Below are 22,075 nucleotides of genomic sequence, written 5' to 3'. Positions count from 1 at the left end.
GATCAGCCGATTTTCTCTACTCAAATATCACAAAGGAGGGTTTGAGTGGCAGCTTTGCGCCTCAATGCCGAACTCTGAGTTAGCTTGCCATTGCTGTGCTGAGAGCACGTTGGAGGTCAGAGCCTATGGGGCTCCGTTACGGAATTCCGACGGCGTGATGCCATACCTGCGGCGGAAAGTGCGGTTGAAATAGGACAGGTCGTTGAAGCCGCAGGCATGCGCGATCGATGCAATTGTGCAGACAGCATGTGCCGGAGTGCGCAGCAGCTGCCGTGACCGCTCCAGCCGCATGGACAGGACAAAGTCGGAGAACGTCGTCTGTCCTTCCTGAAACAATTTGCGGACGTAGCGTGGTGAAATGCCGTGACTCATGGCGATCGCCTCGACGGAAAGTCCCGGATCACAAAGTTGTCGGCCGACATCAACCTTGATGGCCCGCAACCGCGCGGCGCGCACGCCGCCGCACTCATGGGTCGATGTTTTGTCATCCGGATCGGCACCGATCATGGCCGCCATCAGGTCGCGGATATGGCCGGCGGCGAGCCGACCTAACTCGCCGGAGTGCTGTTTTTGTCGAGCGTGTAGCAGGCGTACATAGCCGAGGAGCAAGTCAAGCACATCGTTTTGGCGGCTTACCACGGTCATCGATGGGTTCAGGCAAGTTGATAGTAGCGGTGTCAGATCGTCGATCGGAACCGAGATGTTAGTGAGTCTTGCCCTGTCGCGGGACTGGATGACGCTGCGCTCGCCGCCTCTCACGAAAATGGCGTCCCCGGCGTCGAGTACCTGTTCGCGGCCGTTTTGGGCGACATGGAGCGGTACGTCGGCTGTCACGAGAAAGAGCATGTCCGCCTCGTCGCCGGCGATAAGTTTTTGCGTGCGCGACACCCGAAAGGGAGTAGCCGCAACTGAGCCGCAAGCGGCGCCCGGCAGCATGAGCAGTTCGCCTTCGGCGTGAAAGGACGTATCGTTCGCTGGCTCTATATCGAGCCGCACCATCATCTGCCCGAACACCTCGCGCCAGACCGGGAGCCGGTCCCGCTCAGGCAGTGCCGCCGTTGACAAAATCAGCGATGAGGACGAGGCCGGTTCGTCCAGGTTCCCCATTCATCCTTCCTCCCTCGTGACAATGTAACAGGGGCGTCCGAAGGTCAATTTTGTTCCGTCCTGTCCGTATCCGGTTCCTTCCTGTCCATGACGAGGGGAAACGGAAAAGGCATTATGAACGCGATTAAGGTGTTAGGGGAAATGGCCTGCATGAGCTTGCGGGGTGGCGGCACTGTTAGCGCCAGCGATGAAGCTTCGTCCGACCTACCGCCTCGTTGCGGAAAGGCCGGACGGGTGGTGGTGTTCTTTCTCTATTTCTTTGGCTTCGTATTCGCCCTTCCTTTTCTGGCCATCGCTCTGGTGCAGGCGAAATACGGCATGATCGACGGGCCGCCCTCGTTTCCGGCCGACCCCTTCGGCGAGGCGATCAAAAAGGTCGCCTTCTACGGGATCTTCGTCTGGGCCGGCTTGCAGTTTTTCATCTTCGGGCGGGTGGCCTCGTGGGCCGGCCAGGTCCCGGCCGTTCCCGGCATCGCACCGGTAGCAGTGGAAACGCTGATGCAGCGCCTGCTTTCCATCAACGAGCAGGACGTTCCCTATACGATCAAGCGCGGCAACCGCCCCAGCGAACTCGTCGTGGATTGGCGCTACGCCGATGCCAAATGGCTCGACCTGATGCGTCTGCACGGCATGAGCAAAGGCTACCGGCTGGTGCTGCGTTTCGATGACGGCGCACGCAATGTGAGGGCACAGGACCGCTACGCTTCCTTCGATTGGTCTGCCGGGCGCGGGCCGGATCTGCTCAGCCTGAACTGGAACATGTCGCTCGGCATCACCTTCTTCGAATATCAGCACGAGCGGGTGTACGGGCTGCAATTCAAGGACGGCAAGCCGACCTTCGATCTCAGCTACGCCTACACGTTTGACCTCAACGAACTGAAGCAGCCGATCATCGAGATCGTCCGCCATTCCGGCTGGAATTTCCGGCCGGTCATCACCTTCTTCCGCTCGGTCGGCGGCTGACACACGCAAACGAGGGGCAGCATGACGCGCGTCGGAAAGATACGGCTCGGTTTTCTCGCAGCAACCGCGATCGCGCTCACGGGAGCGGCGACGTGGCCGGCGGCGGCGCAGGATCAGGACAAGCCGCGCTGGTTCGGCAACACTTACGACGGGAAGACGGTGCTCGCCTACGGCGTGCCGGACAGCGACTATGTCATCCTGAATTTCTCGTGCCGACCCGGAGCGCCGGTGGTGAAGGTGGGAATCCAGGACGATGACAGCGGAGCGAAGGAGGGTCAACTGGTGCGCGTGCGTCTGGCGACAGCCGGCAGGCAGGTCGAATTTTCCGATAAGGCGGTGGCCAATCAGGAATCTGGCGGTATCGAACTTCACGCTGAATTGCCGCCCGACGAGGCGCTGCGACGCATCCTGACCTCGGACGAATCGCTGGAGGTCACGGTCAAGGGGCACACGCAAAGCTACGCCAAGGATAAGGTTTCCGAATCTACCGCCGCCAAAATGTTCGCGGCTTGCGACGCCCCGAAACCGGCCGACGACCTCGACGTCACGGTGACCAACAAGGCCAGGCTGCCTTTGCAGAGCTTTGCCTATTCGCAGGCCGGGGTGAATTCGTTCGAGAGCGGCGAGTTCGGCAACAGGTCGCTGGAGCCGGGCGCCAGCCGCACCTTCATCATTCCCGACGGGCGCAAGGTCTGCACCTTCGACACCGCCGTGGTTGTCGCCAAGGACGATGCGGAGTGCTGCGAGGAGCCCAAGCCGGCCGGCAAGCAGAATTTTTGCAAGAACAGCACCTTTGTCGTCCATGACTAGGCGCGTGTTCGCCAAGGTCGTCGGCGCGGCGCTCGTGCTCGGGGCGATGTTCGCAGCGCCCGCGAATGCGGCGAGCGTTCCGGCGAGCTTCGATTGCGCCAAGGCGGCCAGCACGGTCGAGAAACTCATCTGCTCGCAGGCGGTGCTCCGCTGGCAGGATCTTAGCTTGTCGCGCAACTACCGAGCGGCGCGCAATACCGTGACAGGCTCCGCCCGCGACGATCTGGTGCTTGCCCAGCGCGACTGGGTGCGCGAGCGCGACCGGCGCTGCATCGCCGACCGGACGTTCGCGGAATTGGCCGACACGGCGGCGGAGTTGGGCAAGCAGGCTTACGAATGCCTGAACGTCGCCTATCTCGACCGCCGCCGCGTCTTGCAGGACCTTGCCTCGCCGCCCTTGCCAGCGGGCGGTATCCGAGAAATCGACCTCCAACCGATCGCGGCGGCCCGCCAGCAGATCGTCGAGGACGGCACACCTCGCATCGCCGGCATCCGCATGTCGCCGGACGGGGCACTGGTCGCGATCCTGCTGCCCAGCCTCGAACTCGACGGCCCCGATCAGGTGTGGCTCTACGGCGTCGCCGACGGCAGGCTCGCTGCCGCCACGCCGATGCCGGACATGCAGCAGCCGCACCCGGACGGCGCGCCGATGGCGATAAGGGCGCTCGCCTGGCAGGGCGGCACGCTCTATGTGCGGCTCGCGCTCTGGAGCGCCGGTAGCGAAAGCGAAGAAGGGCCGAGCGCCGTCTATGCCGCGACGCTCGCCGGCAGCGCTCAGATGGGCACGGTGCCGGCCGCTGTCGTCGTCCTGCTGGACGGCGACGGCGCGCCTACTGAGCTGGTGGGGGGCGAGATGACGGACAGCGACGGCGAAAGTCCGCAAGCCGTCCGGGGCAATGGCGATTTCCTCGTCTGGATCGACGACCGCGGGCACGGCACCATCGAACTCAAAACGCGCAAGCGCGCCGCCGGTTCGCCCGCCCGGCCGGTGGCATGGGGGAATTGGCGAGCTACCTCTTCGAAACGAACCGCTCGCAACTCGTCTATCCGGCCGATACCGGCATGGCAGTTTTCGACATGGCCACGCATGGCGAGCGCCGCATTGCCGGCACCTCGCGGGGCGACCGGCCCTATGCGGTTTCCGACGATTTCAGCCTTGTTGTCTGGTCCACCCGCAACGCCTGCGGCAACGAGTTCATGACCGAACAGGAAGAAGGCGCGCCCGAGCGTTTTTGTGTGGCGCGGCTGTCGAAGCCGGAGGCCGGCAAATGATGCGCGGTCGGCTTGCGGCAATCTCGTTCGCGGTCGCGGTCGCACTCGCGGCAGCCCCGGCACTTGCGGCCGACGAAGGCCGTGGCATCGGCTATGCCGCCACCGGGCTGGTTTTCGATTTGCCGGCCGGGGTGAGCGTCGAGCGGCTGGAGGTTCATGTCTCGTTCTATTCCGTTCGGCTCGCCTATGTCTTCAAATCCCGCAGACGCCTGACGGTGCATTTCCGCTTTGCTCTGCCGGACATGCCGGTCGACGCCGGCGAGGATATCGCGGCGCTCGATAAAGACTCCGAAGCCGCGGGGCTCGCCGCCGATACGCAGCCTGCCAACTATATGAACCTGTCGGTCCGTGTGGATGGAAAACCGGTAGTGCTCGGCGGCCACGGCCGGGCGTTGCTCGATGGCAAGGATGTGACACGGCAACTGCTCGATGCCGGCGTGCCTTTGCTCTCCGGTCCCGCCGGGTCGGCGTGGCGACGTTTGACTCCGGACGTGCGGACGAAGCTTGAAGCGAGTCGTCTGATTAGTATCGATGCGGCGGCATGGACCTATCAGGCCGACTTCGCATGGGATGCAATGCTCGAACCGGGCGAGACAAGCGTCGAGATTAGCTATGCCACGCTCGCCAAATACTGGAGCGATATTACCGTCGATCATTTTCCCGAAATCGCCCCTGACGGCTCGGCGACGCGAGCCTATTGCATCGACGACGCGCTGCGCCGGGCCTTCTTTCGCAAGCCTTTCTCCTACGACATTTACACCGTCACGCATCTTGCTGCCCCCGCAGGCCATTGGCGCGGGCCGGTTGGCCATTATCGGCTCGTAATCGACAAGGGGGCTGCGACCAATCTGGTCGCGTTCTGCCCGCTCTCGGCAAAGAAGATTTCGCCGACGACATTCGAGTGGACGGCCGTCAACTTTACTCAAGACAGCCCAACCGGCGTCCTGTTCTTCATGGACCAGAATGCCGCTTCCTCCGGCGCGCGGGAATAAGGCAAGCCAGGGGGCAAGGCGTCATGAACCATCTCACATTCTTCCTCCTGATCGCCGCGATAGCGCTCGTGGTGCCGGCGGCGGTGTTGGCGATCGGATTGGCCCAGCGTGCGGCAGGAAGCGTCGAGCCGTGGCGGCGGCTGGATTACGCCTGCCTGGCACTCTCGGTTCTTCCACGCCGGGTGCGTAACGCGGCCGGCGCTCTGGCATTGGTGATTGCGATCTGCATCTTTGCCGGGGCGATGATCGCCGCGGTCGGCGGGGCTTTTTATCCGCCAGTGGTCGGGATTGCCGCGCCCTATGTATGCGACGGAAAGAGCGATGCCCTGTCCCGGGACTATTCCTATCGGCCGGGTCAGAGCGGCGTGGCGCACAATTTCCGGTGTACCCATGCCAATGGTGAACAGCACGACGTCACCTGGCCGACTTTTGTAGTGGCAGCGCTATTTTATTCGACGATCGCGCTGTTACTCGCGCTTGTGCTGCTTGGGTTGAGACGTCTGCGTTCACAGGGCGCGCTTTTCAGCGAACAGGAATAAGCCGCATGATACGATCGATCCGATATCTAACCGCGGCGGCGCTGTTTTCCGCGTCGACTTTGCTTGCTGCCATATCGGCTCTTGCTGGCAGCCCCGGTTTCAATTGTGCCAAGGCGACGCGCCAGATCGACAAGGCGATATGTGCTTGGGATACGGTGGGCTCGCTCGACGGTCGCATGGCTGCTGCATTCAAGGCAACTCTCACGGCACAGAAAGATGACGCCGCCATTGCGTCGGTTCGTGCCGGCCAGAAAGCCTGGCTTGCCGAGCGTGACCGCCGCTGCGGACTGGCGAATGTGACGCCGAAGGCAGGCAACGAAGAGGGCTTGAGCCCGCGGCAATTCGGGCAGTTGCTTTGCCTTCAGGCGATCTATCCGCCGCGCATCGCCCAACTCATGGATATCGCGGCGCCGCCTTTGGTGCCGCTCGATATCAAGACCGTGCCGATCGAGCCTTTGCAAGCAGCCTATCCCGACGATTGGCGACAGGCCGCCTATCAGGCGCAGTTCTCGCCCGACAAGACGCTGATGGCGCTGGGTGTCGAGAATGACGCCGGTTACGTGATGCAGGTCTGGCTCTATGAGCCGGCGAGCGGACGACTGGTCGTCGTCTCCCCGCGCACGCACAAAGGCAAGACTGAAAAGCCCGAGGACATTGCGGCGCTCGATCCGTGGATCTGGGGACGCGACGGCCGCTTTTATGTCCGCGCCAACCGGCCGCTTGGCGTCAGCAGCGTATTTGGCGCTGACATCGCGGGCTATGCGGAGCGACGCGAGCTGCCGTCTGACGTGGCCGAACAATTTGCCGTCTTCGACGCTGCGCGTAAAGCGGCGCCGGCTTCCAGCGACGTTATCGGGAAAAAACCGCTACCCGGTTTCAACGACGACAGCCACAACGAACAGGAAGGCGGTGCCTTCACGGCCTGGGCGCAGAACAAGGGGCACGGCTCGTTCGATCTGCTGGCTGCGCGACGAGGCGACAAGGAGCCGCGCGTCATCGCCTCCGGCGGCTGGGAGCTGGAGAATTTCCAGTTCGATCCGACCGGGGTTCACCTGTTCTACAACGGTGAGGATGGGCTTCTCGTCACCGACCCCGACAGCCGGGTGACACGCCGCCTCAAGGGCACGCACGGCGCATCGTCCGAGACGCGACCGATCAACATGTCGGCCGATGGCGGAATCTTCGTCTACTCCGCCAATGGTTCCTGTATGCGCGATGCCGCCGAGGAGGCTGATCCGAATGTTGACGATGACAACAAGCGGGTCTGCCTTGCCTATCTGGCGCCTGTCGGCAGCCCGCAGGTGCGCGCATCCAAGCTATCGCCAACAGATACCGCGTCCGACAGTTCATCCTCCGATCCGTGGGTCGGTCAATGGAACGGCAGCGCGCTATCGGCCACCATCCGGCGCGGCGCCGCCAAGCCCGATTATCTGGTGATCGATCTCCGTACGGGTTCGGAAGGTTGCTCGGGTGCTGTCACGCTATACGGCAAGCCGAACGGCGCTACCGTGCTTGGCGAGAGCTACGTCTCAAAAGACCCGTCCGCGCCAGTCTGCCGCGTGGATTTGTCGCTGGATAGCAGGCGCGCGCTGAAGGCGGAAGTTGCCGGACCCTGCACGGCCTATCACGGTGCCTCCTGCGGCTTCGACGGCACGATGATGCGCGGGAAATAGATCTGGAGTAAGACGACAGCATGAAAACCAAATCGATAGCCGCGGCACTCATTCTTCTCAACTTGCTGCCTGTCAGGGCCGCATGGGCGCAGCTGGCGGACAATGAGCAGGAGTTTCAGCAAATGGCGGCGGCTCTGAAAGCAAATGATACGGAACGGCAATCCGCCATCGCGACCTGCATCAAACAAGGCATTGGCGACAATCCGACCGGCGCCGCCCAGTTCATGAGCGTGCCGGTGGAAAAAGTGGCCGAGGCGTGGTGTACGCGCATGACCAACGGGATCGCCGACGGCCTGCTTACCCTTACCGATGTCACAGCGCTGAACGAAGGAACAATCACGTCCGGCGCTCAAAAAGTGCTGACGACTATATCGGAAGGCAAGTAGCAAATAGAAATAGCAACTGCTGATGCCTCGATGAAGCACCAAGCATCGCCGCCTAGTTCAACTCGCAGACGCCAGGCGTCGTGCTCGCTCTGTCGTTGGTTGCGTAAGTCCATGCTTTCAACAAGTCGTGGCACGAGCCCTTCACATGAGCCGCGTTTTAGTAAGAAGGAGGGCCTTAGAGGGCTATGGAGTAGATATAGTTCGCATCATCACCTGAGACGGCGCGCCAAAACCGCCGATTGCCCTCTATTACCGCCGATAACCGCCGAATCTACGCCTCCGCGAACAGCGGGAGATGGTCTGTGTATGAAAAAGCGTAGGAACGGCGGCGTTTGGCGGTGAAAAAGTTCGAATCGCTTCCGGTCGAATGGCGATTTCTGATCCGGAACGAAGCGGAAACGGTCTCCTGCCGTCTCTTGCGCGTTTCGCAGAGATGAGCGTCTGACATCCGGCCTACATGAAGTAGGGCTTGTCGCCGTCGGTCCCCGGTTTGTTGACGCCAACATTCCCGCGCGAATGAAGATGTGGAGAGCGGGTGATCTTCGCGATCAGGTCCGCCACGCTCTTGCGGGAGACAACCGTGCCCTTGAACGGCGCGTCACGCTCGGTCAGTTCGTAGTCCACCTCGTCTTCGTCCATCAGCCAAGCCGGGCGGATGATGGTGTAGTCGAGCTGCGAGGCTTCGATGGCATCGGCGGCGCGGCGGAACGGTTTCAGGTCCTCGCCGATGGTCGCGTTGTTCCATTCGCCGAATTTACCTGGCACCTCATCGTAGATGCCGAGCGACAGGACGAAGATCAGCCGCTTCACGCCCATGGCTTGCATCGACGCGATGACGCTCCTGGCCTGCGCATCGAGATCCTCGCCGGTCAGATTGGCGTAGACGATGTTCTGCCCTTTGACTGCTTCATTGAGTCTTGCGCTGTCGAGTACATCGCCTTGGACGAGTTTGGCGTCCGCAGGCATATGCGTCAGTTGACTGGGATTGCGAACGAACAGCGTCAAATGCACATCAGCGTCGCTCTCCAGCATGGACACTACGTGGCGGGCGATCTGGCCACCCGCGCCAAGAACGAGCACCTTGGTCATTTTCCGTCCTCACAAATTACGCGGAGCGGCGCGAGAAATGGCGCCGCTCCGCAGAGAAAAGCGCCCTTATTCCGCCGCCTGGGGCCGGCTTGCGGCGGCCGCACCGTTCAGATGCGTCTTGAAGAACGGCACCAGCTTGTCCAGCGCCTGACGCACCGGCTCGGGCTTGTCGTAGAGATCGTAGTGCGACCACCCTTCGACCACCACCAGTTCCTTGTTCTTGGAGGCAGCGCGCTCGATGATTTCGCAGCCGTCGCGATAGGCGCCGAAGGCTCCGACCTTGTCGCCCACGACCACGCAAAGCGGCTGGGTGAGAAGCACCTCAGCGAGATGAAACGCATCCCAGCCGACAGCGGCAGCCTGGTGCGATAGGAGCGAGCGGTTGCAACCGTGAGGTTTCTGACCACGCGGGGTCCGATAGTAGTCCGTCGCCTCCAGCACATCGATATCTTTGATACCGGCCTTCTTGCCGGCTTCGACCGAAGGAGGCAGCAGATCATCGACATGCCATTCGGCACCACGTGCCTCCGCGGTGCGCTGTTTCGATATCTTTTCCAACAAGCCGATGGGGTCGAGTTTGGCGAAACCGCCGCGCATCAGCCGCCCATAGTTCGCGCCGGTAACGGTGCCGACCGCCTTGATGCGCCGCTCGGTCATCGCGGCGTTGATCGCATAACCGCCGCCGCCACAGATACCCAGAACACCGATACGATCCTCATCCACATACGGCAGCGTCACCAGATAGTCGGCGACATGGCGGAAGTCCTCGACGGTCAGGGTTGGGTCTTCAATGAAGCGCGGCTCCCCGCCGCTAGCCCCCTGAAAGCTGCGATCGAACGCAATCACGACGAAGCCTTCCTTCGCCAGCGCCACGCCATAAACGTTGCCCGAGGTCTGCTCCTTACAACTCCCGATCGGATGGGCACTGATGATGGCCGGATACTTTTTCGTCTTGTCAAAGTTCGGCGGGAAATGGATATCGGCGGCGATATCCCAATCCATGTCGCGATTGCGGATATTCACGGTTTCCATGAGGTTCTCCTTTCTGGCTAACATGGAAGCATGGGCTTCCATGTAGGTGCATCTTGTTATTCGGCCGCCTGTTTCACGGCTGCGCCCGTCAGCTTCTTTCGGAAGAACGGCGCGAGCACCGACACCGCTTCATCGACAAACGTCTGACCGTCATAGAGATCCATGTGGTTGGCGCCGTCGACGATGTGGAAGGACTTGTCCTTGCTGGCGGCGCGATCGAACAGGTCGTCGCTCATCCACTTGCTGCCCGCGATGCTGCCGGCCACGATCTGGATCGGTTGGGTCAGGTAGACGTGGGCCATGTGATAGGCGTCGTAGGTGATGATCTGGTTGAGGCTGCGCAGCGTCGCGACACCGGGGGCGGTGGCGCATTCGGCGCGCGGCGTGTGGTAATACTCCCAGGCCTGACGCAGTTCCTCGTTCGGCGCGTCCTTCTCCGTCAGCGGCGCGAGCGGCATCGTCGCGTATCCCTTGCCTTCGGCGTCGGAGGTGCGAGCGTTCGAGCCGGCCTCGACCAGCGGCAGCGCATCGATCGACTTGACGTTGTTCTCCCAGCCGTTGCGGAACATCGAACCGATATTGACGGCGCTGACGGTGCCGACCGCCTTGATGCGGCGATCCTGGATCGCGGCGTTGGCGGTGTAGCCGGCACCGGCGCAGATACCCATCGCGCCGATGCGTTCCTTGTCGATGTAAGGCAGCGTGGTCAGGTAATCGATCACCGCGCTGACGTCTTCGGTGCTGATGTAGGGGTTTTCAAGCTGGCGCGGCTCGCCGCCGCTCTCGCCCTGGTAGGATCGGTCGAACGCGATGGCAATGAAGCCCTGCTCGGCGAGTTTCTTCGCATAGGTGCCGGCGGTCTGCTCCTTCACGCCGCCGCCGGGGTGCGAAACGACAATGGTGGGATAGTTCTTCTTCTCGTCGAAGCCCGCGGGGAAATCGATCACCGCCGACATTGCGATGGTCCGGTTGTTCGAATTGGCGAAGCTGATCTTGCCCATGGTCCAGTTCCTTTCCGTTCACCGTCTCGCGGCCGGTTGCCGCCACTTTGGGGAAGTCCCCCTTGCTGATGAACGCAATCTAGGCCAGAAAGATTGCGTGGATTAGACGGGTAATTTGTCTTTGGCTTATCATTGAGGTGATAAATGCGGCGGGACGAGATTGCTGATCTGGCGGCCTTCGTCGTGGTCGCCGAGGAACGCAGTTTCACCAAGGCGGCCGCCCGTCTTGGCATGGCGCAGTCGGCGCTCAGCCAGATCGTGCGGCGGATCGAGGAGCGGCTGGGGCTGCGTCTGCTGTCACGCACGACACGCAGCGTAGCGCCGACCGATGCCGGCGAGCGTCTGCTCGCGGCTCTCGGCCCCATGCTGCACGATCTCGATACCGCGATCGCCTCGCTCGGCGAGTTGCGCGACCGCCCGTCCGGAACCATCCGCATCACCACCGTCGAACACGCGGCAAAGACCATCCTCGTGCCCGCGATGAAGCGGCTGCTTGCCGACAACCCCGACATCAAGGTCGAGATCACCATCGACTACGGATTGGCGGATGTCGTGGCCGATCGCTTCGATGCCGGCGTTCGCCTCGGCGGCGAGATCGCGAAGGACATGATCGCCATGCGCATCGGGCCGGACATCCCGATGGCGATCGTCGGCGCGCCGAATTATTTCCGCGCGCACTCCGCGCCGGCGTCACCGGCGCAACTGATTGACCATCGCGCGATCAATCTGCGGCTGCCGACCTCCGGCACGCTCAATAGCTGGCGGCTGAAGCGTGGCGGCCGCGACGTCCGCGTGCGGGTCGAGGGGCCGCTGATTCTCAACACCATCGACCTGATCCTCGATGCCGCGCTCGACGGCCACGGGCTCGCTTATCTCCCGCTCGATCAGGTTCAGCACCACCTGGACGACGGACGGCTGGTGCGGGTGCTGGGCAAGTTCACGCCCGACCTTCCAGGCTATCACCTCTACTATCCGCACCGGCGTCACGCGTCGTCGGCATTCACCCTTCTGGTGGAGACGCTGCGGTTTCGGGCGTGAGAACGATTGTCCGAGGGCGCTCCGAATATGATGAGCGCCCTTGATGATGGCGGATTCTTTAAAACGACTATCGATTGGCTTTGGGAGGGCCTTGGAGGGCTATGGAGTAGACATAGTTCGCATCATCGCCTGAGACGGCGCGCCAAAACCGTCGATTGCCCTCTCTATAAAGCCGCCGATAACCGCCGAAGCTATGATCGTGCGAAGAGCGAGAGATAGCCTGCGTGAAAAAAGTGTAGAAACGGCGGCGTTTGGCGGTGAAAGACGTTCGAATCGCTTGCGGTGGATGCGGATTCTGACCGGGTAAACCGTCGCGATTGCCTCTGAACCGCGAGAGTTCGAGCTTAAATGACCGCCGGGTGGCGGGGCTTGGGCGGATCATTCCATCCTCAACCGATATCCGATGCCGGTTTCCGTCAGGATGTGCTGCGGCCGTTCGGGATCGCTTTCGATCTTCTGCCGGAGCTGGCGGATGTAAATTCGCAGATATTGCACGTCGGTTTCGCCGTGCCAGACTTCGCTCATCAGCATGCGGTGGGTGAGCACCTTGCCGGCATGGGCGACCAGCATGCGCAGGATGTCGTATTCCTTCGGCGTGAGTTTCACCTCCTCGCCGCGCACGCGCACGGTACGGCGCACCAGATCGACTTCGAGATCGCCGCTGCGGAAAACCGGCGGCTCGCCCTGCTGTTGCAGCCGGTGGCGCAGCGCGGCGCGGATGCGGGCAAAAAGCTCCGCTGTGCCGAACGGCTTCGTCACATAGTCGTCGGCGCCGAGATCGAGCGCCTCGACTTTTCCCTTTTCGTCGGAACGGCTCGACAGCACGAGGATCGGCACGGCGTTGCCGCTGCCTCGCAGGAGACGGATTACATCCGAGCCGTCGATATCAGGCAGGCCGAGATCGAGAATGACCAGATCGGGACAGGATCGCTCGATCTCGGCCAGCGCGCTGTGGCCATCCGCGGCTTCGCGGATCTGAAAGCCCTGCGAGGCGAGGCTCGTACGCAGCAGCCTGCGGATCGGCGGTTCATCATCGACGATCAGGATGGTAGCGGCATTCACATTCACGTTTTGGCCCTGGGTTCATTGATGTCCGGCACCGGCAGCGTGATAGTGACGACCGCGCCGCGCCCGCCGGTCCGGTTGGCGGCTTCGATCGTTCCGCCCATAGCCTCGACGAAGCCGCGGCAGATGGCGAGACCGAGGCCGGTGCCGGCGCGCTGGCCGTCCGACTTGCGCACACGATAGAACTTGTCGAACACGCGCTCCAATTCCTCCTGCGGAATGCCAGATCCTTCGTCCTGCACCCGAAGACGCACCGACGCGCCGTCGCACCCGGCTTCGAGCCGGATCATTGTTCCGGCCGGCGCGTATTTCGCCGCGTTGTCCAAGAGATTGAACAGCACCTGCTCGAACAGCACGGGATCGAGCCTCACCATCGGCAGATCCGGTGCCAGCGCCGTCTCGATATGATGATCGGCCAGAATCCTGTCCGCCCGGCGCAGCGTGCTGCCGACGAGGTCGCCGATGTCGACCAGAGCCATGTTGGGCGCGACCGCGCCGGACTCCAGTTTCGTCATGTCGAGCAGATTGGCGATGAAGCGGTTCAGCCGCTCGGCTTCTTCCTGAATGGTGGACAGCAGCGCATTGCGATCGTCCGGCGACAGGTCGGGCAGCCCGGCGAGACTGTCCGCCGCGCCGAGAATGGAGGCGAGGGGCGTCCTGAGATCGTGCGAGATCGAGGTGAGCAGCGCCGCTTGCAGCCGGTCGCGTTCGGCCGCGCGCTGCGCCTTGTCGAAATCCTCCGACAGGGTGATGCGCTCGATGGCGAGCGCGGCCTGATCGGCCAGCGCATCGAGCAGGCGCCGCTCGTCGGGCGTCAGCAGCGGGCCCTGCTTGTCGCTGTCGATGCCGATCACCGCGACGGGGCCGCGCCCGGTGCGCATCGGCAGGAACAGCCGTTTCGCCCCCGGCAGCGTATCGGCACCGCGGCCTGCGGGCTTGTTGCTCTCCCACGACCACTTCGCCGCCGCGAGATCGGCTTCCTCGGCGACATCCTCCGGCGGCCATGCCGTCTTGAGTTCGAGCGCGCCGCTTTTCGGAAGAAACAGCACGACCCTGACCCTGAGCATGGAGGCGACCTGCGAGGAGATCGCCCACAAAAGGTCATCCATCGAGACGATGCCGGCAAGCTTGCGACTGAACAGATAAAGATCTTCGGTGGTGCGGGCGCGCTGGCGGGCCACCATCGCCTGCGCGCGCACGTTGGCCGTCAGGTTGGAGACGATCAGCGCCACCACGAGGAAAAAGAATAACGCGACGACGTTCTCGGGATCGGAAATGGTGATGCTGTAATAGGGCGGCAGGAAAAACAGGTTAAAGGCCAGCACGCTGAGCAGGCTGGCGAACAGCGCGGCGCGCAGGCCGAAGGCGACGGCGCTGACCAGCACCGCCGTCAGAAACACCAGCGCGACGTTCTGCGCGTTGAGAAAGCGCTCCAGCACTTCGCCGCAGCCCACCGCGAGGCCGACCAGCGCGATGCTCATCAGATAGGGTTTCAGGTCGAACGGAGCCGACGCCGCGCGCGTATCGATCGCCTGTGCGGCCGGCGCGAGCTTCTCGTCGCCGGTCACGACGTGCACGGCGATGTTGCCCGCGCGGCGGACGATCTCGTAGGTGATCGAGCCGAACAGCACTTCGCGCCAGCGCGGCCGCGCGCTGCGGCCGATGACGATGTGGCTGAAATTGTTCTTCGCCGCGTAGTCGAGGATTTCGCCAGCCAGTTCGCGGCCGGGAATCGTCACCGCCTCGCCGCCGAGCCGCTCGGCCATGCGCAACGTCTCGGCGATGCGGTCGCGCGCCGCCTCAATGAGCCGCAGCGAGCGCGACGTCTCGACATAGAGCGCGGTCCAGCGCGCCCCCAGCCGCTCCGCCATCCGCCGCGCATAGCGCACCAGCGCCGCCGCCTTGGGATGTTCGTTGACGACGACGAGAACGCGATCGCCCGCCGACCACGGGCCGGAGATCGCATGCGCCTGCATGTGGGAGAGCAATTGCTGATCGACGCGCTGGGCGGTGCGGCGCAGCGCCAGTTCGCGCAGCGCCGTCAGGTTGCCCGGCGAGAAATAATGCCCCAGCGCGCGCTCGGCCGTCACCGGAACATAAACCTTGCCTTCCTTCAGCCGCTGGATCAGGTCGGCGGGGGTCAGATCGATCACCTCGATCTCGTCGGCGCAGTCGAGGAAAGCGTCCGGCACGGTTTCGCGTACGCGGATGCGGGTGATCTGCCGGACGACGTCGTTGAGGCTTTCCAGATGCTGGATGTTGACCGCCGTGTAGACGTCGATGCCGGCGGCGAGCAGGTCCGCGACATCCTGATAGCGTTTCGGGTGCCGGCTTCCGGGTGCGTTGGTGTGCGCCAGCTCGTCAACCAGAACGAGGCTCGGCTTGCGCGCCAAGATAACGTCGAGGTCCATCTCGTCGAGACGGCGGCCGTTATAGTCGATGTGCTTGCGCGGGATGATTTCGAAGTCGCGGACCAGCGCCTCGGTTTCGGCGCGGCCATGCGTCTCGATGAGGCCGATGACGGCATCGACGCCGGCGCGGCGTTGCGCGGCGGCGCTCAGCAGCATCTCGTAGGTCTTGCCGACGCCGGGCGCGGCGCCGAGAAACACTTTCAGATGGCCGCGCGTCTCCGTCGCCGCTTCGCGCAGCAGGGCCTCCGGATCGGGTCGTTTCGGCTCTCCGTTCTGCTCCGGCATCGGTCGTCCGTTTGGGCCACGCCGTCATTCATGCTTATCGCGGGGCGGTCTTGTCCAGCGCCAGATTGAGTTCGAGCACGTTCACACTCGGCTCGCCGAACAGGTCGACGGCCCGCTTATCGATATGGGATGCGACCTGCGCCCGCACCACATCCGGCGCAAGCCCGCGCGCCTTGGCGACGCGCGCTATTTGGAAATAAGCCGCTTCCGGCGAGATGTCCGGATCGAGGCCGCTCCCCGATGTGGTGACGAGATCGACCGGCACCCGCGCGCCCGGATTCTGTTGCGCCAGTGCGCCGGCATCGGCCTTGACGCGCGCGATCAGTTTCGCGCTGGTCGGGCCGAGATTGGAGCCGCCGGAGGCGGACGCATCGTAGCCGTCGCCGGCCGCGGACGGGCGCGGATGAAAATAGCGATCGCTGGCGAAAGCCTGCCCGATCAGCTTTGAACCGACGACATGGCCGTCGCGCACGATCAGGCTGCCATTGGCTTGCGACGGAAACACCGCCTGCGCGATGCCGGTCACGGCCAGCGGATAGGCGAGGCCGGTGATGAGGGTGAATGCCGCGAGCATGAACAGAGCGGGACGCAGATGGGCGAGCATGGCAAACTCCTTCAGGCCAAGCCGACGGCGGTGATGACGACGTCGATCGCCTTGATGCCGAGGAACGGCACGATGACGCCGCCGAGGCCGTAGATCAGAAGATTGCGCCGCAGCAGCGCGCCGGCGCCGATGGCGCGATACTTGACGCCCTTCAGCGCCAGCGGGATCAGCGCGACGATGACGAGCGCATTGAAGATGAGCGCCGACAGGATGGCGCTTTCGGGCGACGACAACCGCATGATGTTGAGCGCCTGGAGTTGCGGATAGAAGGCGACGAACATCGCCGGGATGATGGCGAAATATTTCGCCACGTCGTTGGCGATGGAGAAGGTCGTCAGCGAGCCGCGCGTCATCAGGAGTTGCTTGCCGATCTCCACCACCTCGATCAGCTTGGTCGGATCGCTGTCGAGATCGACCATGTTGCCGGCCTCGCGCGCCGCCACCGTGCCGGTGTTCATCGCCACCCCGACGTCGGCCTGCGCCAGCGCCGGGGCGTCGTTGGTGCCGTCGCCGCACATCGCGACGAGCTTGCCCTTGCTCTGCTCGGCCCGGATCAGTCGCAGCTTGTTCTCCGGCGTCGCCTGCGCGAGGAAGTCGTCGACGCCGGCCTCGGCCGCGATGGCGGCGGCGGTCATCGGGTTGTCGCCGGTAATCATCACGGTGCGGATGCCCATCTGGCGCAGCGCCGCGAAACGCTCGCGGATGCCGCCCTTGACGATGTCCTTCAGATGCACGATGCCGAGCAGCCTGCCGTCGCGCGCCACCGCCAGCGGCGTGCCGCCGGATTTTGCGACCCGTTCCGCGATTTGTTGAAGTTCGCGCGCGGCGTGGCTCGCCTTGCCGGCGCGGCCACCCGTGATGCCTACCTCGCCGAGCATCGCATCGACCGCGCCCTTGCGGATGCGCGTGCCGTCCATATCGACGCCGCTCATGCGCGTCTGCGCGCTGAAGGGAACGAAACGGGCGTGTAACTCGCTCATCTCGCGGCCACGGATGCCGTATTTCTCTTTCGCGAGCACGACGATGGAGCGGCCTTCCGGCGTCTCGTCCGCGAGCGACGACAACTGCGCGGCGTCGGCGAGGTCGCGCGCGTCGACACCATTGAGCGGCAGGAATTCCGTCGCCTGGCGATTGCCGAGCGTGATGGTGCCGGTCTTGTCGAGCAAGAGCGTATCGACGTCGCCGGCGGCTTCCACCGCGCGGCCCGACATCGCCAGCACGTTGAAGCGCACCAGGCGATCCATGCCGGCGATGCCGATGGCCGAGAGCAGTGCGCCGATGGTGGTCGGGATCAGCGTCACGAACAGCGCCACCAGCGCGACGATCGGGATGGTGCCGCCGGCATAGGCGGCGAAGCTTGGAATGGTGACCACCGCGAGCACGAAGATCAGCGTCATGCCCGCAAGCAGGATGTTGAGCGCGATCTCGTTCGGCGTCTTCTGGCGCTGCGCGCCTTCGACCAGTCCGATCATGCGATCGAGAAAGGTCGAGCCGGCGGCGGCGGTGATGCGGACCTTGATCTGGTCGGAGAGTACCTGCGTGCCGCCGGTGACGGCGGAGCGGTCGCCGCCGGATTCGCGGATCACCGGTGCGGATTCGCCGGTGATCGCCGCCTCGTTGACCGAGGCGATGCCTTCGATCACCTCGCCATCCGAAGGAATGATCTCGCCGGTCTCGACCACCACGATGTCGCCGACCCTGAGGCTGGTCGCCGGAACCAGTTCATAGGTCGAGCCGTCGGGCGCGAGACGCCTGGCGTCGGTTTCGGTGCGCGTCCGGCGCAGCGCGTCGGCCTGCGCCTTGCCGCGTCCCTCGGCCACCGCTTCGGCGAAATTGGCGAACAGCAGCGTGAACCACAGCCACAGGATGACCTGGAACGAGAAGCCGAGGCGGCTGCCGCCGGACAGGATATCGCGGGCGAAGATCACGGTGGTGAGGATCGCGACGATCTCGACCACGAACATCACCGGGTTGCGGATCTGTACGCGCGGATCGAGCTTGGCGAAGGACGAGCCGACCGCCGGTCCCACGATGGCGGGATCGAACACGCTGATTTCCGAAGACTTTGTCATGGAAGATTTGGCCATGATCGCCTCCTGTCAGAACGATTGCCCGGCCAGCATCGCGAGATGCTCGACGATCGGGCCGACGGCGAGCGCGGGGAAATAGGTCAGGCCGCCGACGATCAGGATGACGCCGACCAGCAGGCCGACGAACAGGCCGTTATGCGTGGGCAACGTGCCCGCCGAGGCCGGCACGGTTTTCTTGGCGGCGAGCGAGCCGGCGATCGCCAGCACCGGCACGATCACCATGAAACGCCCCATCATCATGCCGAACCCGAGGGTGAGGTTGTACCAGGGCGTATTCGCCGAAAGCCCGGCGAAGGCGCTGCCGTTGTTGGCGGCGGCGGAGGTGTAGGCATAGAGGATTTCCGAATAGCCGTGCGGTCCGGCATTGGCGAGCCCGGCGAGTCCCTGCGGCAGGACAGTGGAGGCGGCGGTGAAGCCGAGGATGGCGAGCGGCAGCGACAGCACGGCGAGCATGGCCATCTTCACTTCCTTCGCCTCGATCTTCTTGCCGAGATATTCGGGTGTGCGGCCGACCATCAGCCCGGCGATGAAGATCGCGAGGATGACGAACAGCAGGATGCCGTAGAGCCCCGCGCCGACGCCGCCGACGATCACCTCGCCGAGTTGCATGTTGACGAGCGGGATCAGGCCGCCGAGCGGCATGAAGCTGTCCAGCATGGCGTTGACCGCGCCGCAGGAGGCCGCCGTCGTCACCACCGCGAACAGAGATGAGGCGGCGATGCCGAAACGCACCTCCTTGCCTTCCATGTTGCCGCCGTCGATGCCGAGCGCGGCGAAGGCCGGATTGCCGTTCGCTTCCGCCCAGTAGGTGACGGCGACGCCGGCGAGAAACAGCACGCCCATGGCGGCGAAGATCGCCCAGCCCTGGCGCTCGTCGCCGACCATGCGGCCGAACACGTTGGTCAGCGCCGCGCCGATGGCGAAGATCGACACCATCTCGATCAGGTTGGTGAGCGCGGTCGGGTTCTCGAACGGATGCGCCGAATTGGCGTTGAAGAAACCGCCGCCATTGGTGCCGAGCATCTTGATCGCAAGCTGCGAGGCGGTGGGACCGACGGCGATGGTCTGCTTCGCGCCTTCCAGCGTCGTGGCGTCGACCGAAGCATCGAGCGTCTGCGTGACGCCCTGGCTGACATAGAACAGCGCGCACAGCAGCGACAGTGGCAACAGGACGTAGAGCGTCGCGCGCGTCAGGTCGGTCCAGAAATTGCCGACGGTCTGCGCCGAGGCGCGCGAAAAGCCGCGGATCAGCGCCATCGCAATTGCGATGCCGGTCGCGGCCGAGACGAAGTTCTGCACCGTCAGCCCGGCCATCTGCACGAGATAGCTCATCGTGCTTTCGCCGGCATAGCCCTGCCAGTTGGTGTTGGTGACGAAGCTGAGCGCGGTGTTGAATGACGAATCCGGCGAGACCGCCGCCATGTGCATCGGGTTGAGCGGCAGCAGGCCTTGCAGCCGTTGCAGCGCGAACAGCAGCACGAAGCCGGCCGCGTTGAAAATCAGCATCGCCAGCGCATAACTCAGCCAATGCTGCTCGCGCCGCTCGTCGACGCCCGCGCCTGCGTAGAGGAGGCGCTCGACCGGGCGCAGGAAAGGCGAGAGTAACGTGCGTTCGCCCGTCATGACGCGCGTGATGTACCAGCCGAGCGGCTTCACCAGCGCAACGACGATCGCGCAGAAAATCGCGATCTGAATCCAGCCGTTGAGGGTCATGCTCAGAACCTTTCGGGGTGCAGCAGCGCATAGACGAGATAGAGCATGATGAGCACGGCCACGCCGCCGCCCATCGCATCATCGAAGAGCATCGCCGTCTCCTCAGAGCCGTTCGCTGGCGAGGCCGTAAAGGGCCAGAAGGGCGAAACAGCCGAGGCCCAGAGCCAGCAGCAGAATGTCGGACATTGCGCCGTTCTCCATCGGCTCACGGGCCGCGCTGAAAGCGGCAATCTCCGTGAAGCCGTAGTCCGGTCCGTAAAGCTCGGTGGAACGGCATATATTTTCGAGATCTGGCGGAGGCGCCGCCCATAGTATTTTCATATATGGAATGGCTTGGCCGCTGGCTCTTTCTACCTGGACATCAAGCGGTTCGTTGCCCTCTGCACTCGCAGTTGCCAAAACAGGCGCCGCGTGCATGTCGAGTTCGACATGATGGCGGCATGACGTCGCCGCCCACGTCAATGGTAAGGCTGAAACAGCGCGATCACACAAAGAAGTACGGGACGGTAGAGGTTCGTCATGACCCGGAATCTGCGATCAAGAACAAGCCTTGCCGCGACGGACCGCCCCGCACCGCTGCGATGCAGACGACTTGCCGCCAAGTTTTCGAGTATTCATACCCACTGGCCATGCTGGCCTGAAAGCGATGGAGCCGGCAAATACGTCGGGGGGCGGGCACCAATTGCCACCCCAGAGCGTTTTCAAGCGAAGTGGATACCGGTTCGCGTAAAGAAAACGCGTCAAATCAAAATCATAGAGCCCGCTTCTGATTCCATCAGAAGCGGAAAGGCTCTATGACGCACGGTTGAGAAAGATCGGCAGACCCCGCTTGTTGGCGTAGAGGGGACGGTAGCGTTCCGTGTTGTACATGCCGGCCACGTCCAATTTGCGCGGCCCGAGCCTGGCGTCAGGGATGGGCACCAGATCGTAGCGGCCCTCTACCAGAGCCGACATCAGGCCGGTCCTGCCTTCCAGGACCGCATCATAGGCCATGTTGCCGTAAGTCAGGGCGACGAGCTTGTCGATGAAGTCCGGATCGCCCGATCGCAGATCATAGGTGAGGTCGGAGACGATCGTCTCCTCGCCGGCGCGCTGCTTGATCTCGTCGGCAAGCGTTTCGGCGATGCTCGCCTTCTTGCGATGACCGTAAGCGTCAGGGTCGCCGTATTCCTGCACGTTGTAGCCTTCCCACTCGGCGCCCTCGCTGAGCACGACCAGCGCGTAATTGCTCGGGTTGGTGCGCTTGTCCTCGAGAAGCAATCGGAGCAGCTTGTCGAGATCGACCTTGTATTCCGGTATGACGCATCGAATCGAGGTCGCGTACGCGGTGTAGAGCGCGGTGAATCCGGCATCGCGGCCAAAGATGCGGAAAATGCCGATGCGCTCGTGCGAGCCGACGGTGGTGCGCTGCCGCTGGATGGCGTCGCTGGCGCGGGTGATCGCGGTCGAGAAGCCGATGCAGTATTCGGTGTTGCGGACGTCGTTGTCCATCGTCTTCGGAATGGCGATGATCCTGACGCCGAGTTCGTTGAGCCTGGCCGCGTAACTGAGCGTGTCGTCGCCGCCGATGGCAATCAGGTGTTCGATTCCCAGCCCTGACAGGTTCGCGAGCACCTGGCCGGTCAGGTCCCAGCTTTTGGTCTCAATGCCGCCGTTGGTATTGATATTAACCGGAAGGTCAGTGTCGACGAGATGATCGGGTAGCCTTTTCATTTTGGACGGATTGGTGCGGCTCGAGTGCAGCATGGTCCCGCCGTGCCGGTCGATGGTGCGGGTGTTTTCGCGGTTCAGCGGGATAAGGTAGCGAGACCTGCTGGCCGGGTCCTCGAGGTTCAAGTGCGTCAGGGCCTCCCAGCCACGGCGGAGTCCCATGACTTCGATGTCGTCCTCGTTGCCGCGATAAGTCACGGTCTTGATGATTGCATTGAGGCCGGGGACGTCGCCGCCGCCCGTGAGAATGCCGATGCGTTTTCTCGCCAAGTCCACCTCCCGGCATTGGTATGTC

General features: G+C 63.3%; 20 protein-coding genes. 8 read left to right on the top strand and 12 right to left on the bottom strand.

What is annotated here, in order from left to right:
* Nucleotides 1-123: 123 nt before the first annotated feature.
* Nucleotides 124-1,107 (bottom strand): helix-turn-helix transcriptional regulator, encoded by a 984-nt coding sequence (locus tag ACMDCM_RS13605; protein WP_412774053.1) that lies wholly within the window; start codon nt 1,105-1,107, stop codon nt 124-126.
* A gap of 114 nt (nt 1,108-1,221) precedes the next feature.
* Between ACMDCM_RS13605 and ACMDCM_RS13600 the strand changes: the two genes are divergently transcribed.
* From ACMDCM_RS13600 to ACMDCM_RS13570, 7 genes are all read left to right on the top strand, one after another.
* Nucleotides 1,222-2,070, top strand: a complete 849-nt coding sequence (locus tag ACMDCM_RS13600) for a hypothetical protein (protein WP_412774052.1) — start codon at nt 1,222-1,224, stop codon at nt 2,068-2,070.
* Between the two features lie 21 nt (nt 2,071-2,091).
* A complete protein-coding gene (locus tag ACMDCM_RS13595) occupies nt 2,092-2,880 on the top strand; it encodes a hypothetical protein (protein WP_412774051.1) in 789 nt (262 codons plus the stop codon).
* A 4-nt stretch (nt 2,881-2,884) separates the two neighbouring features.
* A complete protein-coding gene (locus ACMDCM_RS13590) occupies nt 2,885-4,081 on the top strand; it encodes a lysozyme inhibitor LprI family protein (RefSeq protein WP_412774050.1) in 1,197 nt (398 codons plus the stop codon).
* Between the two features lie 67 nt (nt 4,082-4,148).
* Entirely contained in the window at nt 4,149-5,144 is a 996-nt protein-coding gene (locus tag ACMDCM_RS13585) for a DUF4424 family protein (RefSeq protein ID WP_412774049.1), read from the top strand.
* Between the two features lie 23 nt (nt 5,145-5,167).
* Complete coding sequence (locus ACMDCM_RS13580) at nt 5,168-5,683, top strand: hypothetical protein (protein ID WP_412774048.1); 516 nt, start codon at nt 5,168-5,170, stop codon at nt 5,681-5,683.
* A gap of 5 nt (nt 5,684-5,688) precedes the next feature.
* Nucleotides 5,689-7,356, top strand: coding sequence for a lysozyme inhibitor LprI family protein (locus ACMDCM_RS13575; RefSeq protein WP_412774047.1), 1,668 nt, complete (start codon nt 5,689-5,691; stop codon nt 7,354-7,356).
* 20 nt (nt 7,357-7,376) lie between these two features.
* On the top strand, nt 7,377-7,742 hold the full coding sequence (locus ACMDCM_RS13570; protein WP_412774046.1) for a hypothetical protein: 366 nt from the start codon (nt 7,377-7,379) through the stop codon (nt 7,740-7,742).
* A gap of 453 nt (nt 7,743-8,195) precedes the next feature.
* On the opposite strand, the gene ACMDCM_RS13565 is transcribed toward ACMDCM_RS13570, so the two are convergent.
* The 3 genes from ACMDCM_RS13565 to ACMDCM_RS13555 form a co-directional block, all read right to left on the bottom strand.
* On the bottom strand, nt 8,196-8,831 hold the full coding sequence (locus tag ACMDCM_RS13565) for an SDR family oxidoreductase (protein ID WP_412774045.1): 636 nt from the start codon (nt 8,829-8,831) through the stop codon (nt 8,196-8,198).
* 66 nt (nt 8,832-8,897) lie between these two features.
* A complete protein-coding gene (locus ACMDCM_RS13560; RefSeq protein WP_412774752.1) occupies nt 8,898-9,863 on the bottom strand; it encodes an alpha/beta hydrolase in 966 nt (321 codons plus the stop codon).
* Between the two features lie 56 nt (nt 9,864-9,919).
* Complete coding sequence (locus ACMDCM_RS13555) at nt 9,920-10,864, bottom strand: alpha/beta hydrolase (protein WP_412774044.1); 945 nt, start codon at nt 10,862-10,864, stop codon at nt 9,920-9,922.
* Between the two features lie 144 nt (nt 10,865-11,008).
* On the opposite strand from ACMDCM_RS13555, the gene ACMDCM_RS13550 reads away from it, so the two are divergent.
* Nucleotides 11,009-11,902: a LysR family transcriptional regulator gene (locus tag ACMDCM_RS13550; RefSeq protein ID WP_412774043.1), complete on the top strand. Its 894-nt coding sequence runs from the start codon at nt 11,009-11,011 to the stop codon at nt 11,900-11,902.
* A 378-nt stretch (nt 11,903-12,280) separates the two neighbouring features.
* Here ACMDCM_RS13550 and ACMDCM_RS13545 read toward each other — a convergent pair whose 3' ends face one another.
* From ACMDCM_RS13545 to ACMDCM_RS13510, 8 genes are all read right to left on the bottom strand, one after another.
* The gene (locus tag ACMDCM_RS13545; RefSeq protein WP_412774751.1) at nt 12,281-12,964 is read right to left on the bottom strand and encodes a response regulator; all 684 of its coding nucleotides are present in this window, start codon (nt 12,962-12,964) and stop codon (nt 12,281-12,283) included.
* A 2-nt stretch (nt 12,965-12,966) separates the two neighbouring features.
* A complete protein-coding gene (locus ACMDCM_RS13540) occupies nt 12,967-15,663 on the bottom strand; it encodes a DUF4118 domain-containing protein (RefSeq protein ID WP_412774042.1) in 2,697 nt (898 codons plus the stop codon).
* A 34-nt stretch (nt 15,664-15,697) separates the two neighbouring features.
* Nucleotides 15,698-16,267 (bottom strand): potassium-transporting ATPase subunit KdpC, encoded by a 570-nt coding sequence (gene kdpC / locus ACMDCM_RS13535; protein WP_412774041.1) that lies wholly within the window; start codon nt 16,265-16,267, stop codon nt 15,698-15,700.
* 11 nt (nt 16,268-16,278) lie between these two features.
* Entirely contained in the window at nt 16,279-18,354 is a 2,076-nt protein-coding gene (gene kdpB / locus ACMDCM_RS13530; protein ID WP_412774040.1) for a potassium-transporting ATPase subunit KdpB, read from the bottom strand.
* 12 nt (nt 18,355-18,366) lie between these two features.
* A complete protein-coding gene (gene kdpA, locus ACMDCM_RS13525) occupies nt 18,367-20,070 on the bottom strand; it encodes a potassium-transporting ATPase subunit KdpA (protein WP_412774039.1) in 1,704 nt (567 codons plus the stop codon).
* Nucleotides 20,071-20,072: 2 nt separating this feature from the next.
* Complete coding sequence (kdpF, locus tag ACMDCM_RS13520; protein WP_412774038.1) at nt 20,073-20,162, bottom strand: K(+)-transporting ATPase subunit F; 90 nt, start codon at nt 20,160-20,162, stop codon at nt 20,073-20,075.
* Nucleotides 20,163-20,172: 10 nt separating this feature from the next.
* Nucleotides 20,173-20,487 carry a hypothetical protein gene (locus ACMDCM_RS13515; protein ID WP_412774037.1) on the bottom strand — a complete coding sequence of 105 codons (315 nt, stop codon included), beginning with the start codon at nt 20,485-20,487 and terminating at the stop codon, nt 20,173-20,175.
* A 375-nt stretch (nt 20,488-20,862) separates the two neighbouring features.
* The gene (locus ACMDCM_RS13510) at nt 20,863-22,050 is read right to left on the bottom strand and encodes a 6-phosphofructokinase (RefSeq protein WP_412774036.1); all 1,188 of its coding nucleotides are present in this window, start codon (nt 22,048-22,050) and stop codon (nt 20,863-20,865) included.
* Nucleotides 22,051-22,075: the final 25 nt, after the last annotated feature.

This window comes from Nitrobacter sp. (assembly GCF_047149785.1).
In the GTDB taxonomy this organism is placed as follows: Bacteria; Pseudomonadota; Alphaproteobacteria; order Rhizobiales; family Xanthobacteraceae; genus Nitrobacter.
This window is presented reverse-complemented; position numbering and strand designations above follow the sequence as displayed.